The sequence below is a fragment of the Pseudoalteromonas sp. M58 genome (assembly GCF_042604605.1).
GTDB classification, from domain to species: Bacteria; Pseudomonadota; Gammaproteobacteria; order Enterobacterales; family Alteromonadaceae; genus Pseudoalteromonas; species Pseudoalteromonas tetraodonis.
This window is the reverse complement of the sequence record NZ_CP152390.1, coordinates 1,783,325-1,797,874: the sequence shown is the minus strand read 5'-3', so window position 1 is coordinate 1,797,874 and position 14,550 is coordinate 1,783,325. Positions and strand designations below refer to the sequence as shown.

Sequence of the window (14,550 nt, the reverse complement as noted above, 5' to 3'; positions counted from 1 at the left end):
ATCACCAAGTAATTGATTGTTTAGATGATAAACTTAGGGTAACGAACTCATCATAGCTAATCGCTTTATCATTCAAATTTAAAGAGATACCACGCGCCGCTGCATCGTCCTTTAAAATATAAAGCGAATCGGCAAATTGCCTGTATTGCCCTTTAGCAAAACAGGCATCACCCACTAATAAAACCGAGTCTGTTAGCATAATCAGATTATCGAGACTGTTTGCACTGTAGTAATTCAGCGGTTTTGAAAATATATGTAAAGTGCTCATAGCGTTACCACGTGCTGCTGATTTTGAATTAACTGTTTTTGGGCATTAAAGTTAACGGTTTTTACTTCAATAAGTAGCTCATTTTTACTTAAACCGTAGTCAATGAGTGACTTCTCACACACGTAGATATTGTCAACATCATATATTTCTAGGGTTTTAATATTTTTAAAAAAATCTTTAAGTCCCAAACTATTCGGGCTTTGATTTTTTTTAAGAGCTAACACCGCAGGACCGCTAAACAACCAACTTATATTTTGATCAACTGCGGCAAAAATAAGCGTCATATCGAGTGCATCGCGAATATGCATGTCATCAAATGGACTTGATTGACTAATAACGAGTACATTAATCATTTAAATTGTATCCATTTATCTGCTTCACTGGCTAACATAGCAAATTCAGCGAGGCCTGCTACAGCGAATACACCAGTATTTTGCATATCTAAGCCACGCTTTTCAGCTGCGGTAACGCACAGCATTAAATTAATATTTTTGTCGGCTAGCTGCTGCCAAAGTGAGGATAAATTGAGCTCATCTGAGGCAAGTTCAAAATGCGTTGAAGCATGATAGATACCATCTTGGTATAAAAATATTGCATCAACACTATGCCCTTGTGCTAAACAGGCGTGAGCAAATTTAACAATTCGCTGTGTGGTATCGTGATCCGATGGTGGAGTATGTAAAGAAAGTACAAAGCGTGCCAAAACTATTCCAATAAAAAAGCCCCAATAAAGGGGCTATTTTAACAGAACTATTTAATTAGTCATTATTTGCGCCAAGTAACGCAAGTAAAGACGTAAATAAGTTATAAACGCTCAGGTATAAAGAAACCGTTGCGCGGATATAATTCGTTTCGCCGCCATTGATGATTCTGCTCGTATCGAACAAAATTAGGCCAGACATGATTAATACCACAGCTGCGTTTAGTACCATAAACATTAAAGAGCTACCTAGGAAAATATTTACAATACTTGCCACGATAACCACAATTAAGCCCACAGTTAAAAAACCACCCATAAACGAGAAATCTTTTTTAGTGTTAAGTGCATAAGCAGATAAACCAAAGAAGATTAACGCCGTAGAACCTAGCGCTTGCATAATTAGCATAGGGCCATTAGGTAATTGTGCATAGTGATTAAGGAGTGGGCCTAAACCAGCTCCCATAAATCCTGTAAACGCAAACACCCAAAATACACCAGATGCTGTGTCGGCTTTTTTGTTTACAACAAAAAGAAGGCCAAACGAAACCAGAGTGAACACTAGTCCCATGAAATAAGGTAATTGCAGTGCCATTGAAATGCCGGCGGTGACGGCACTAAATGCAAGTGTCATTGCAAGTAGAAAATAAGTGTTTTTAAGCACTTTGTTTGTTTCAATGGTCGACATTACCGGCTTTGCAGTATTGTACGATTGATTAAATGCCATTGTAGAGCTCCTGTAAGTGAAACTAAGTAGTTCCTGTAATTTAACTAAAATTAGATTACCAACTCTTATATGTTTGGGCAAACCTTTGTAGATCAATAGACAACTAAATTTAAATAAAAGTTCACTCGGCGTATAGGAATCGCCCTTTTTGCTTTATGTTTAAACAAATTAGTTGTTTTTTAATCACTTGAACAAATAATTGAAAAAAAAGCTTCACAAAGCCCATGGGTTTCCCTATTATTCAGGCCGTGCGGAGAGATGGCAGAGTGGTCGAATGCACCGGTCTTGAAAACCGGCAGGGGTTTATAGCCCCTCTAGGGTTCAAATCCCTATCTCTCCACCACCTTATTAAAATAACTATGAGTACTCTCTTACTTGTAGTTTATGCACTTTCGGAGAGATGGCAGAGTGGTCGAATGCACCGGTCTTGAAAACCGGCAGGGGTTTATAGCCCCTCTAGGGTTCAAATCCCTATCTCTCCACCATTATATTAAAGCCCGCTTATTAGCGGGCTTTTTTGTGTCTAATTTTCGCTATACCTAACCTCAAAACCAAGTATATTTAGTTAAAAAATACGACCATAGTCTCTATTTATAAGCTACAGCTCTTAGGGCATGCTAAGAAATAAGATTTATGCTTGTGTATTTAAGGTTCTTACTATGAAACATCAACTTGCTAAAAGCGTCGCACTTTCATTATTATCTCCTGTTATTATCGGCAGTATGCTAGGAATATATTACGCATTGACTATGCGTGGTGACGCGGTGTCTATCTTTTTAGGACTATTGATGACGGCCATTGCTAATGCCCACATAGTAGGGTTAACAATGGCAGCGTTTGTGGTGCCAGGCTACTTACTTATGTTTAAGTATTCTAAGGTGAATTATTCTGGGGTATTAACTCTTGGCTTACTGGGTGGCGCTATTTTTAGCTATCTGCTTAGTGCGACTACTGGCGAGATATTTTTAATCAATAGTGTGATGTCGGGATTTGCTGCAGGACTGTTTTTATTTGGCTTGCGTAAATAGGTACAAAGCTAATTGCAGAATATTTAATCAAGTGTGTCGTAAAACCATGTAATTTCCTTTTTTTTACCCGCAAAAGGTTTCAATTTTTAGTGACAAAGAGTACCTTTAGCTACTGTATGTTTAATAAGAAGTAGTTTGGTATGCAAAAGCACGATTTTTACCAGTCATTAGTTAAGCAAACTGAATCGCTGATAGGCGGTGAATCAAACATAATTGCCAATATGGCAAATATTAGCGCGCTGTTATTTACTTCTTTAGAAGATGTGAATTGGGCGGGCTTTTATTTTATGGATTCACCGACAGAATTGGTACTTGGTCCATTTCAAGGCAATCCAGCTTGTATTCGTATTCCGGTAGGGAAAGGGGTATGTGGCACTGCTGCGGCAACCGAGCAAACCCAGTTAATTTCAGATGTGCATGCGTTTGACGGTCATATAGCCTGTGATGCGGCGTCAAATTCTGAGATAGTTGTACCTATCATGAAAAACGGCCGTGTATTTGCGGTACTTGATATAGATAGCCCAAGTATTGGCCGATTTGATACTGATGACCAAGCAGGGCTTGAAGCACTTGTAAAATGCTTAGAGGCTAGCCTGTAATGAAAGATTTGCTAAATGTTCAAGATTACCTATTCGCCGTTCAAGATGTAGGTGATTGGGAAGGTGAAGAAGAACATGTAGCGGAAACGCTCAATGATTTGATTCACATGGCCTGGGATCGTCTACCTGATGATTTAGACTGTGATTCAATTGATGAAATTATAAATGGTATTTGGGAACATTTACGTGGTGATATGGCTGTGATTGAAACTGACTTTGAAGAGTTAGTTGATTGGAGCATCCACTATGTTGATTCTGCCCTTGATGAAAAGATGTGATTAAATAGGTTCTAAAATGGAAACCACAAACAAGCTAAAAGATATTAATGAAGTATTGGAGTTCTTATACCAAGAATTTCCACAATGTTTTAAACAAAAAGAAGGCATTCAGCCGCTTAAAGTAGGTATCTTTAAAGATATCGCTGAGCGTATTGAAGGGTCTGAAAAAGTTAGTAAAACACAAGTACGCCAAGCACTTAGAAAATACACATCTAACTGGCGCTATCTTGAAGCGGTTACTAAATCTGAGTTCCGTATTGATCTTGACGGAAATCAAGGCGAGAAAGTTGAGCAAGAGCATATCGACCACGCACAAAAAGCGTTGGAAGAAAGCCGTGCTAAAATGGCAAAGCGCAAAAAGCAGCAACGCCCACGTCAAGACTCAGATGCAAAATCTTTTAAGAAGAAGCCAGCGCATTCAGCTAAAAATCCATCAGCTGCAGCAAAACCTGCCAAAGCCGCTGCGCCTAAGCGTTCAGGAAAAGTTGAACCTTTACCTGCAGGCGAGGTCAAGGTTAATAACAAGGTTAAAGTTAAACTTGGCCAAGCACTTGTTAATGCAGTAATCACTGAAGTAAACAAAGACGATGTTCACGTTGAACTAGTGACAGGTATGCAAGTAAAAACCAAAGCCGACAGCTTATACATTATTTAAGTTGCGAAAAAAATTAAGGAGTTGTGTATGAGTAAAAAGTTTACGCTCATTCCGTTAGTTGCTGCGCTGTTTTCAGGTTCGTTATTTGCTGCAGTAGAGCCGGTAACATTAGAAGACTTACCCTTGTTAAAACAAGAAAGTCAGCACGGTACAGCCAGCAAACGAGTGGCTAATCTATTTACTCGTTCACATTACACACCCGTTCGATTTAATGATGAGCTTTCGAGTAAAGTATTTGATCGTTACATCGAGTCCCTTGATTTTAATAAAAGCGTGTTTTTAAAAAGCGATATAGACTCATTTGAGCAATATCGTAACCGTTTTGATAACGCGCTTCTTAGCGGCCAGTTAGGGTTTACGTTTGATATTTTCAACTTAAGCCTTAAACGCCGTTTTGAACGTTATGAATTTTCACTGTCGCTACTTGAAAACGAAATGACGTTTGACGAAGAAGATGAATATTTTTATGACCGCGAAGATGCACCGTGGGCAACAACCCAAGCTGAGCTTGATGAAATTTGGCGCGAACGGGTAAAATATGATGCACTGCGTTTAAAAATGACTGGCAAAGATTGGCCAGGCATTAAAGAGGTGTTGACTAAGCGCTATAAAAACGCAGAAAAACGCCTTGTTCAGTCAAAATCTGAAGACGCATTTCAAATTGTAATGAACTCGCTAGCACGCAGTATTGAAGCGCATACTTCATACTTGTCACCTCGTCGTGCTGAACAATTTAAAATGGACATGGACTTAGAGCTTGAGGGGATTGGCGCAGTATTAACGCCTGATGAAGACTACACGGTTATTCGTAGTCTAGTTCCAGGAGGCCCTGCAGACAAATCTGAGCAGATTAAAGCCGATGATCGCATTATTGGTGTGGCTCAAGAGGGCGAAGAGTTTGTTGATGTTATTGGTTGGCGTTTAGATGACGTGGTTGATCTTATAAAAGGCCCTAAAGGCACTAAAGTACGTTTACAATATTTAAAGGGTGCAGATGCTCACGGTACGCCAAAGGTAGTTGAGATAACCCGTGATAAAATTCGTCTGGAAGACCGAGCAGCAAAATCAGAAGTATTTGAAGCCAGCTATTCAGATCTGACTAGTAAAATAGGGGTAATCGAAATCCCTGGCTTTTACAACAACCTTTCTAAAGATGTAAAAGTAGAACTTGCTAAATTAAAAGAGCAAAAAGTTGACGGTATTATTATAGACCTACGTCAAAATGGCGGTGGTTCGCTATATGAAGCGACGCAATTGTCAGGCTTGTTTTTTGATCAAGGCCCAGTGGTACAAATTCATACATTAAATAATCGCATTGAAGAGCAAAAAGACCGTGATGGCATTACCTATTACGATGGCCCACTGACGGTACTTGTTGATAGATACAGCGCGTCTGCATCTGAAATATTTGCAGCGGCAATGCAAGACTATGGCCGCGCAGTTATCATAGGTGAACAAACCTTTGGTAAAGGCACTGTGCAGCAGCATAAAGGCCTCGCACGCGCTTATGATTTATACGATAACCCGCTAGGCAGTGTGCAATACACCATTGCTAAGTTTTACCGTATAAATGGCGGCAGTACGCAGCATAAAGGTGTGATCCCAGATATTACGTTCCCATCTGCCATTGACCCAGCTGAGTGGGGCGAAAGCAAACAAGACAATGCATTGCCATGGGATAGCATAGTAAAAGCACAGTATAAACAAATAGGGCGTTTAGATCCGGTCATCAGTCATCTTGAAAAACAACATGATGAGCGAATTAAAACAGAGCCTGAATTTAATTATGTGTTTGAAGATATTACCCGTTACAACGAAGAAAAAGATCGTAAAACTATTTCTTTAGTTGAGAAAAAACGTATTAAAGAAAAAGAAGAAAATGAGGCACGTGCATTAGCTCGTACTAACGAGCGTTTAAAACGTTTAGGTAAAGAGCCAGTAGAAAACCTTGACGATGTACCAGAGGTGATTGAAAAGCTCGACCCATTCCTTGAAGAAGCGGCACTAATAACGCAAGATTATATTAGATACGGTCGTATGGCTAAGCGCTAATTAAGGCTTTGCTAGTTAAAAAAAGGCGCTTAGGCGCCTTTTTTACTATCGATAATTTGCTAAATTGTTATAATCGCGGATTACCAAAAGTTGAGCTAGATCAACACTGCTCAATAAATGCGCGTACGTGCTAATAAAAATAATCAACATGCATCGAATGTGTGTAGGAGTCTATATTTTGAAGCCCATTGAAGAAAAACCACTTAAAAGTGCCACACTTTTTGATGCACTCATTCCAATTGCTGTATTAATTTGTTTGTTAGGTGCCGCCGTGTACTTATTTGGCGATGATTCATCATCAGGCCCGAATCAAATTGCATTACTGTTTGCAACTTTTGCTGCAGCACTGATTGGTTTAAAAAATGGCTACACATGGAAAAAATTAGAAGATGCAATGATTGAGGGAATTACCTTATCTCTTAGCGCTATTTTAATTTTACTCATGGTAGGGGCACTTATCGGAACTTGGTTATTATCAGGAACGGTTCCGACCTTAATTTATTACGGCTTACAAATTATCAACCCTAGCTGGTTTTACGCCGCGAGTTGTTTAATTTGTGGCATTGTAGCAATGAGTATTGGTAGTTCGTGGACCACGGCAGCGACCATAGGTGTCGCATTACTTGGCGTTGCTTCTGGACTTGGCCTAGAGCCGACAGTTACCGCCGGTGCAGTTATATCAGGCGCTTACTTTGGCGACAAGCTTAGCCCATTGTCAGAAACAACCAATTTAGCACCGGCTGTTGCTGGTGCTGATTTATTTGAACACATTCACCATATGTTATGGACAACTGTTCCAAGCTTTGTGATTGCATTAATCATTTTTGTATTTATGGGCTTCAATGCCACCGCGGCAGGCGAGTCGGGTCAAATTGATGAAATAACATCAATTCTTCAACAAAACTTTAATATTGGTTTAGAAATGTTGGTGCCTTTAATCGTGTTACTAGTTTTAGCAATAAGAAAAATGCCAGCGTTTCCGGCTATTTCTATTGGTGCTGTAATAGGGGCTGTATGGGCATTGTTATTTCAATCTGATTTAATTGCTAATCAAATAGATATGACTCAAGGTGAGTTTGTTGGTTACTTTAAACTGGTTTGGACCACCTTTTTTGACGGTTTTACTATTAGTACCGGTGATGAAAAAATGGACTCTTTGCTCAGTGGCGGTGGCATGTCAGGCATGCTAACAACCACATGGTTGATCATGACGGCACTTATGTTTGGTGCGATTATGGAAAAAACGGGTCTACTTGATATATTTGTTAAAAGTATTCTTAAAATCGCAAAAAGTACCGGTTCATTAATTGCTTCAACTATTGCTACCTGTATTGGTACAAATATTATCGCAGCCGATCAGTATATTGCTATTGTTGTACCCGGGCGTATGTTTAAAGAAGAATATAAAAAGCGCGGGTTAAAGCCGGTTAATTTGTCACGCACACTAGAAGATGGTGGCACAATTACCAGCCCGCTCATACCATGGAATACCTGTGGTGCGTATATGCAAAGTGTCCTATTAATCAATCCGTTTGATTATGCACTTTATGCATTTTTCAACCTTATAAATCCTTTCTTAGCCGTTATTTATGCTTACTTAGGTATTAAGATACTTCGTATCAAGCCTAAGCAAACGGCTTAATTTAAGTAGCTCCTTTTATCACTAAAAGGGGCTATTTTTTTTGGAGTGATCATGACTGAACTACAAAAACCTCAAGCAGAATATTTAAAAGACTATAAAGCCCCCGATTTTTCAATCGAGCATACTGAGCTAACTTTCGACTTACAGCCATTAACGACTCAAGTAAATGCTTTATTAACGCTTAAACGCGTGGGTGATTCAAATGCCCCCCTGGTATTAGATGGCATTGACTTAACTTTGATCTCTTTATCGATTGACGGTGCAGAGCTCACAGATTATAAAATTATAAATCAGCAATTAATCATTAATAATCTGCCTGATGAATGTCAGTTAAGCATAGTGACGCAAACTTCACCGCAAACAAACACATCACTTGAGGGATTGTACTTATCGGGAGGCGCTTATTGTACTCAATGTGAAGCGCAAGGGTTTAGAAAAATAACCTACTACATGGATCGTCCTGATGTACTTTCAACTTTTGATGTCACTATTATTGCCGATACGGCATTTCCGCATTTGCTCTCTAATGGTAACCAAGTGGACAGTGGTGAAACGCAAGATGGACGCCATTTTGTAAAATGGCAAGATCCGTTCAAAAAGCCGAGTTATTTGTTTGCTCTAGTGGCAGGGGACTTTGATGTTTTACACGATAAATACACTACCCGCAATGGTAAGGATGTCACCCTAGCGTTATTTGTCGATAAAGGAAACTTACCTAAAACAGAGCATGCTATGACGTCGCTTAAAAAAGCGATGGCTTGGGATGAGTCACGTTTTAATTTAGAGTATGACCTTGATATTTATATGATTGTTGCCGTTGATTTCTTCAATATGGGAGCAATGGAAAATAAAGGGTTAAACATTTTCAACAGCAAATGCGTGCTGGCAAATCAAGAAACGGCAACCGATAAAGATTACCACACCATTGAGTCTATTGTTGGCCACGAGTACTTTCATAACTGGACCGGAAATCGTGTAACTTGTCGTGATTGGTTTCAGCTGTCTTTAAAAGAAGGTTTAACGGTATTTAGAGATCAAGAGTTTAGCAGTGATTTAGGCTCTCGTGCGCTAAATAGAATTGACGCGGTAAAAGTGATGCGCACTCATCAATTTAGCGAAGATGCCGGCCCAATGGCACACCCAATACGCCCAGAAAAAGTCATCGAAATGAATAACTTTTACACCGTTACAGTGTATGACAAAGGGGCTGAAGTTATTCGTATGATGCATACATTGTTGGGTGAGGAAAATTTTCAAAAAGGCATGACACTGTATTTTCAGCGTCATGATGGCCAAGCGGTTACCTGCGATGATTTTGTTGCGGCAATGAGTGATGCATCATCAATTGATTTATCACAATTTAAGCGTTGGTATAATCAGTGTGGGACACCACGTTTAAACGTTACCAAAGCGTATGATGAAAGTGCACAAATCTTCACGCTCACTATAGAGCAACTTGCGCCCCTGAATCAGCCTGATAATGCGATGTTACATATTCCTTTTGCGATTGAACTTTTAGATCAGCAAGGCCAAGGTATTGCATTGCAATACCAAGGTAAAAAGGTTGATAGCGTATTAAATGTTACTCAAGCTAAACAAACATTTCATTTTGATAATATTGAACACAGTCCAACCGCCGTATTGCTAGAAGATTTTTCAGCACCGTGTATTTTGAATCAACAGATCACTGAAGCTGATTTATTACATATTATGCGTTTTGCACGCAGTGACTTTTCACGCTGGGATGCACAACAACAATTGTTTATTAATGCACTCAAGGCAAACGTTATTTCAGCTAGTAATGCACCACTAAGCGATGCCGTTATTGATGCACTTAGGGTGCTAATATCGCAACGAGAGGGTGATTTAGCGCTGATTGCTGAACTCTTAAAACTGCCTAGTTTTGATACTTTAGCTGCGGAGTTTGACGTTATTCCGGTTGATGACATTATTGCCAATATTGAGCTATTCGAACAACAAATTGCCAAACAACTACATACTGAGTTTTTAAGTTGTTATCAGGCAATCACCGATGATGGTAGTGTGAGTGCCAAAGCGGTGGCTATTCGCGCTTTAAAACAACTTTGCTTGCACTATTTAGCAAAAACAGATAGTGCTAAGGCGGCAAGCTTAATTGAGCAGGCAGCAGCATCAACAAATATGACTAATGTGCTTGGCGCTTTGAGCAGTGTAGTTAAAGCTGCGCACCCATTATCAAATCAATTACTTGCGCATTTTGACAGCCAATGGCGCCATGATGTGCTAGTAATGGATAAATGGTTTGCTTTACAAGCAATGAATAGCGCTGATGATGCCATTGAGAAAATTAAGGCCTTGTATACACATCCATGTTTTGATTTTTCAAATCCGAATCGAGTTCGTGCATTAGTGGGGAGTTTTTCGCACTTTAATACCGCACAATTTCATCGCTTAGATGGTCAAGGTTATACATTACTTGGCGATTTATTAATTAAGCTTAATGCGATTAACCCGCAAAATGCATCACGTATGTTAACGCCGTTTATGTCATGGCGCCGCTATGATGAAACCCGTGCCAGTGCAATGAAAGCGCAATTAGAGCGCCTTTCGAATTTAGAAGGTTTAAGCGATGATTTATTTGAAAAGGTTGAAAAAGCTTTACAATAAATCATGATAGAACATTATTTTTATATAAATTTGAGCTATAACGAGTGTATGGATTATTACCATGGCCGGTATAGCTCAATTCAAGTAACAGCTGATAGCGGCAAAACAATTCGTTTTGCTGCGCATTATCTTCGGCCCTTCATGTCTAGTTTAGGTATTCGTGGTCGGTTTAGACTTATTTTAAGTAATGAAAACAAGTTCATCCGTCTCGAACGAGTAGCCTAGCTGTTGTTTTTTGTGATATAGATATACACAAATATTGCCTTTTTGTTAATTTCGATTTGTTCTATTGTTAATTTACGTGTATAAATTATCTGGTATGACGTCTTACCAATACGTAAACGTTAAACAAATAAAAAACTTATAACTGATTGAAGGCGACCATTTGTAATTTGTTTAATTCGCTTCTATCGTTACGATTACACTAAAAACAATAACTTGATCACACAAAAAATACCCGCGACAGGGGGGAACCAAAATGATAAGAAGATCGCTTTTTGTTAAAAATAAAATAGTACTCGGCTTAACAGCTGCGGCTATCGGTTTATCAGCAGCACAGACACAGGCTGCAACATTTGAGGTAGGCGGTTTTGATATCGCTTTCGACTCTACTTTTTCTTATGGGCAAAGTATTCGCGTAGAAGACCGTGACTTTAACCTCATTGGTAAAAGTAATAACCCATCATTTGATTGGACAGGTTATAACCCAGCAATCAATACAATTTATTCATCTCAAGATGTCTGGGCTCAACCGGGCTCTTACTCAAATAATGGTGATGCAGGCGATTTAAACTTTGATAGCGGCGAAACTTTTTCAAAGCTATTAAAAGGCACGCATGACCTATCAATAAGTAAAGATAACTACGGCTTATTTACTCGTTTTATGTATTTTTATGATTTTGAATTAATGGACGGCGATCGTGCCTACGTTAATCCAACATCTGGTCAGGGTGTAGATCCGTGTGATGATGATGATACTAAAGAGCAAAGCTGTGCTGACATTCGTTTACTTGATGCGTATGTGTGGGCAAACTTTGATTTAAATGAAGGCAAAAACCCGCTTTCTATTCGAGTTGGTCAACAAGTGGTTAACTGGGGGGAAAGTACATTAATCTCTCATGGTATTAACGTAAATCCGGTTGATATTGACCGATTAAAAGCACCAGGTGCTGAACTAAAAGAAGCGTTTATTCCGGTTGGTATGTTGTGGGCCTCATTAGGGCTTACAGAAAACATGACCTTAGAGGGCTTTTATCAGTATCAATGGCATGAAACGCGTTTACCTGCAGCAGGGACTTATTTTTCTACCAATGATTTTGCGGCTGAAAACGGTTATCAACAAAATGTACAGCTTGGTTTCACCTCAAACCCTGATATTGACTTAGCGTTTTTAACAGATAACTTGAATAACCTGATGGCAACTTATGGCCAAGTGGCTGCGAGCCAAGGTATTGATCCATCAAGTGCAGCTGGACAACAATTACTGGCCAATATGTACTTAGCGTACCCGACTAAGGTTGCCCTTAAAGGTAAAGGCTATGATGGAAAAACAGAGCCTGATGATGGCGGTCAATATGGTCTGCGCTTAGGTATGTTTTTGCCAGAGTGGAACGATACAGAAGTGGCACTTTACCATGTAAATTATCACAGCCGCCGTCCACTTATTTCGGGCCGCGTATCTAATTTCACGCAAGCATCATTGCAACAAGATTTAGCCATGATTGCCACCACTGAAATTACCTCTGATAACGTCTCTGACTTAAAAGCATTTGCTAAAGCGACAAACGAATACCCTGAAGATATTAAACTATATGGTTTGAGTTTTAATACCTCGCTGGGTGAAACCGCGTTTGCAGGTGAATTCACTTTCCGTGAAGACGAACCACTGCAAATCGATGACGTAGAATTACTTTATGCAGCTATGCCTGAGCAATTAGCGATTGCCGGCTTACGCCCTGAATTTGCGGGTATTTCGCAAATGAGTAAAGGTGATGCTGCAAGTGTTGTAGGTCCAGGCGAGCTGGCTAAAGGTTACATTGAACGTAATACTTCACAGCTACAGTTTACGGCAACGCATTTATTCGGCCCTTCATTAGGTGCTGATAGCTGGGCAGTTGTCGGTGAAATTGGTGGTGTTCGCATCAACAATATGCCTGAATACGATGAAATGCGTTTAAATGTTTCTGGTACTGGTCGAAGCGGTATTATGCAAGGCCCAGGTAGTTCAGACTATTCTGCATTGCATATGGCTTTATCAAATGGTCCTGAGCAAAAATCGTTTGCTACGGCGTCGTCTTGGGGTTATCGCTTAATTGCCAAAGGTGATTACTTTAATATTTACAATGGTATTAACTTCTCACCCCGTTTTGTGTTCTCGCATGATGTTAATGGTAATACGCCTGATCCAATGTTCTTGTTCATTGAAGATCGTAAGTCACTAGGTGCTACTATGAGCTTTAATTACCAAAATGCATGGTCTTTAGATGTAAGTTACAACTCATTTTGGGGTGGTGGCGACACCAACACTTTCTCTGACCGAGATTACGTTTCTTTTAACTTAAAATATTCTATCTAGGGGTAACATTATTATGATTAAAAAACCTACCCTCATTGCTACAGCGTTTTGTAGTTTGTTTGCAAGTCACACAGCACTGGCTAAAATTAGTCCAGAAGAAGCTGCGCGTCTAGGTAAAGACCTAAGCCCAATTGGGGCAGAAAAAGCAGCTAATGCAGATGGTTCAATCCCAGCTTGGAACGGCGGTATTACTGCTGCACCAGCAGGTTATGAGCCGGGTATGCACCACTTAGACCCTTACGCAACTGATGAAGTATTGTTTACTATAGATAAAAGCAATATTGATAAGTACAAAGAAAATTTAAGCCCAGGGCAAATAGCATTATTTGAAGCGTACCCAGATACGTTTAAAATGCCTATTTACAAAACACGTCGTTCAGCGTCATACCCACAGTTTGTATACGATGCGACAAAGAAATTTGCTACTACAGCTGAATTAGTTGAAGGTGGTAACGGGATTAAGAACACAGCAATTGGTATTCCATTTCCAATTCCTAAAACAGGTTTAGAAGCAATTTGGAACCATTTACTTCGCTATCGTGGTCAATCAATTGAGCGCTTTGGTGGTCAAGCAGCGCCAACAGCATCGGGGTCGTACAACTATGTTGGCTTTGATGAGCAGCTATTAGTTAAATATTCTGATCCAAGTGCAACGCCGGCTGAACTACAAGACTCTAATATTTTGTTTAAGTTTAAACAGCAAGTGACAGAGCCAGCACGTTTGGCAGGTACGGCATTGTTAGTACATGAAACCATGGATCAAATATTAACACCACGTCAAGCGTGGACGTATAATTCAGGTCAGCGTCGTGTTCGTCGTGCACCTAATGTAGCGTATGATGCTCCGGGTACAGCAGCAGATAGCTTACGTACTACCGATGATTTTGACATGTTTAACGGCTCACCAAATCGTTATAACTGGACGCTAAAAGGCAAGCAAGAGCTTTACATCCCATACAATAGCTACAAGCTTCATAGTGATAAGCTAACCTATGATGATATTTTAAAGCCGGGCCACATCAACCCAGAGCATACACGTTATGAAAAACACCGTGTGTGGGTTGTTGAAGCAAACTTAAAAGATGACACGCGCCATATTTATAAAAAACGTGTGTTCTACATTGATGAAGACAGCTGGCAAGTACATGTTACCGATATCTACGATAATCGCGACCAACTGTATCGTGTAGCAATGGCTTATGGCCTTAACTACTACGAAGTACCGACTCAGTGGAGTACGCTTGAGGTTTACCACGACCTTAACTCACGTCGCTACTTAGCCATTGGTTTAGATAACCAAGAAAAGATGTATGATTTTTCTCAGTCATTTAATGATAATGAGTTCACATCGAGCGCTTTACGTCGCGCTGGCAGATAGTATAA

At 39.8% G+C, this 14,550-nt stretch carries 14 protein-coding genes and 2 tRNA genes; 12 read left to right on the top strand and 4 right to left on the bottom strand.

From position 1 onward, the window contains the following. Window position 1: 1 nt before the first annotated feature. From AAGD16_RS08250 to AAGD16_RS08235, 4 genes are read right to left on the bottom strand one after another with little or no spacing between them, the layout of a single operon-like run. The gene (locus AAGD16_RS08250) at window positions 2-268 is read right to left on the bottom strand and encodes a DsrH/TusB family sulfur metabolism protein (protein ID WP_028835169.1); all 267 of its coding nucleotides are present in this window, start codon (window positions 266-268) and stop codon (window positions 2-4) included. Next, on the bottom strand, window positions 265-621 hold the full coding sequence (tusC, locus tag AAGD16_RS08245) for a sulfurtransferase complex subunit TusC (RefSeq protein ID WP_008112028.1): 357 nt from the start codon (window positions 619-621) through the stop codon (window positions 265-267). Before tusC ends, AAGD16_RS08250 begins: the two co-directional genes overlap by 4 nt. Next, entirely contained in the window at window positions 618-971 is a 354-nt protein-coding gene (tusD, locus tag AAGD16_RS08240) for a sulfurtransferase complex subunit TusD (protein ID WP_036954613.1), read from the bottom strand. Before tusD ends, tusC begins: the two co-directional genes overlap by 4 nt. 55 nt (window positions 972-1,026) lie before the next feature. After that, complete coding sequence (locus AAGD16_RS08235) at window positions 1,027-1,692, bottom strand: Bax inhibitor-1/YccA family protein (protein WP_096038464.1); 666 nt, start codon at window positions 1,690-1,692, stop codon at window positions 1,027-1,029. Between the two features lie 252 nt (window positions 1,693-1,944). Between AAGD16_RS08235 and AAGD16_RS08230 the strand changes: the two genes are divergently transcribed. The 12 genes from AAGD16_RS08230 to AAGD16_RS08175 all read left to right on the top strand — a co-directional run bounded on the left by AAGD16_RS08230 (window position 1,945) and on the right by AAGD16_RS08175 (window position 14,545). Then, window positions 1,945-2,035: transfer RNA gene (locus AAGD16_RS08230), tRNA-Ser, on the top strand. A gap of 51 nt (window positions 2,036-2,086) precedes the next feature. Further along, window positions 2,087-2,177, top strand: a tRNA-Ser gene (locus AAGD16_RS08225). A 174-nt stretch (window positions 2,178-2,351) separates the two neighbouring features. Further along, the gene (locus AAGD16_RS08220; RefSeq protein WP_096038463.1) at window positions 2,352-2,720 is read left to right on the top strand and encodes a hypothetical protein; all 369 of its coding nucleotides are present in this window, start codon (window positions 2,352-2,354) and stop codon (window positions 2,718-2,720) included. 140 nt (window positions 2,721-2,860) lie between these two features. After that, window positions 2,861-3,319 (top strand): GAF domain-containing protein, encoded by a 459-nt coding sequence (locus AAGD16_RS08215; protein WP_008112037.1) that lies wholly within the window; start codon window positions 2,861-2,863, stop codon window positions 3,317-3,319. Beyond that, window positions 3,319-3,597 (top strand): hypothetical protein, encoded by a 279-nt coding sequence (locus tag AAGD16_RS08210; protein WP_008112039.1) that lies wholly within the window; start codon window positions 3,319-3,321, stop codon window positions 3,595-3,597. The genes AAGD16_RS08215 and AAGD16_RS08210 overlap by 1 nt, the downstream gene beginning before the upstream one ends. A gap of 16 nt (window positions 3,598-3,613) precedes the next feature. After that, on the top strand, window positions 3,614-4,252 hold the full coding sequence (gene proQ / locus AAGD16_RS08205) for an RNA chaperone ProQ (protein WP_008112041.1): 639 nt from the start codon (window positions 3,614-3,616) through the stop codon (window positions 4,250-4,252). A 27-nt stretch (window positions 4,253-4,279) separates the two neighbouring features. Continuing rightward, window positions 4,280-6,304, top strand: a complete 2,025-nt coding sequence (gene prc, locus AAGD16_RS08200) for a carboxy terminal-processing peptidase (protein WP_377111191.1) — start codon at window positions 4,280-4,282, stop codon at window positions 6,302-6,304. A 157-nt stretch (window positions 6,305-6,461) separates the two neighbouring features. Further along, window positions 6,462-7,946 carry a Na+/H+ antiporter NhaC gene (gene nhaC, locus AAGD16_RS08195; RefSeq protein WP_016900378.1) on the top strand — a complete coding sequence of 495 codons (1,485 nt, stop codon included), beginning with the start codon at window positions 6,462-6,464 and terminating at the stop codon, window positions 7,944-7,946. A 51-nt stretch (window positions 7,947-7,997) separates the two neighbouring features. Next, the gene (gene pepN, locus AAGD16_RS08190) at window positions 7,998-10,592 is read left to right on the top strand and encodes an aminopeptidase N (protein WP_368484831.1); all 2,595 of its coding nucleotides are present in this window, start codon (window positions 7,998-8,000) and stop codon (window positions 10,590-10,592) included. 3 nt (window positions 10,593-10,595) lie between these two features. Next, on the top strand, window positions 10,596-10,817 hold the full coding sequence (locus AAGD16_RS08185; protein ID WP_016900377.1) for a DUF2835 family protein: 222 nt from the start codon (window positions 10,596-10,598) through the stop codon (window positions 10,815-10,817). Window positions 10,818-11,070: 253 nt separating this feature from the next. Next, window positions 11,071-13,167, top strand: coding sequence for a DUF1302 domain-containing protein (locus tag AAGD16_RS08180; protein ID WP_028835176.1), 2,097 nt, complete (start codon window positions 11,071-11,073; stop codon window positions 13,165-13,167). A 13-nt stretch (window positions 13,168-13,180) separates the two neighbouring features. Continuing rightward, window positions 13,181-14,545: a DUF1329 domain-containing protein gene (locus tag AAGD16_RS08175; protein ID WP_008112052.1), complete on the top strand. Its 1,365-nt coding sequence runs from the start codon at window positions 13,181-13,183 to the stop codon at window positions 14,543-14,545. Window positions 14,546-14,550: the final 5 nt, after the last annotated feature.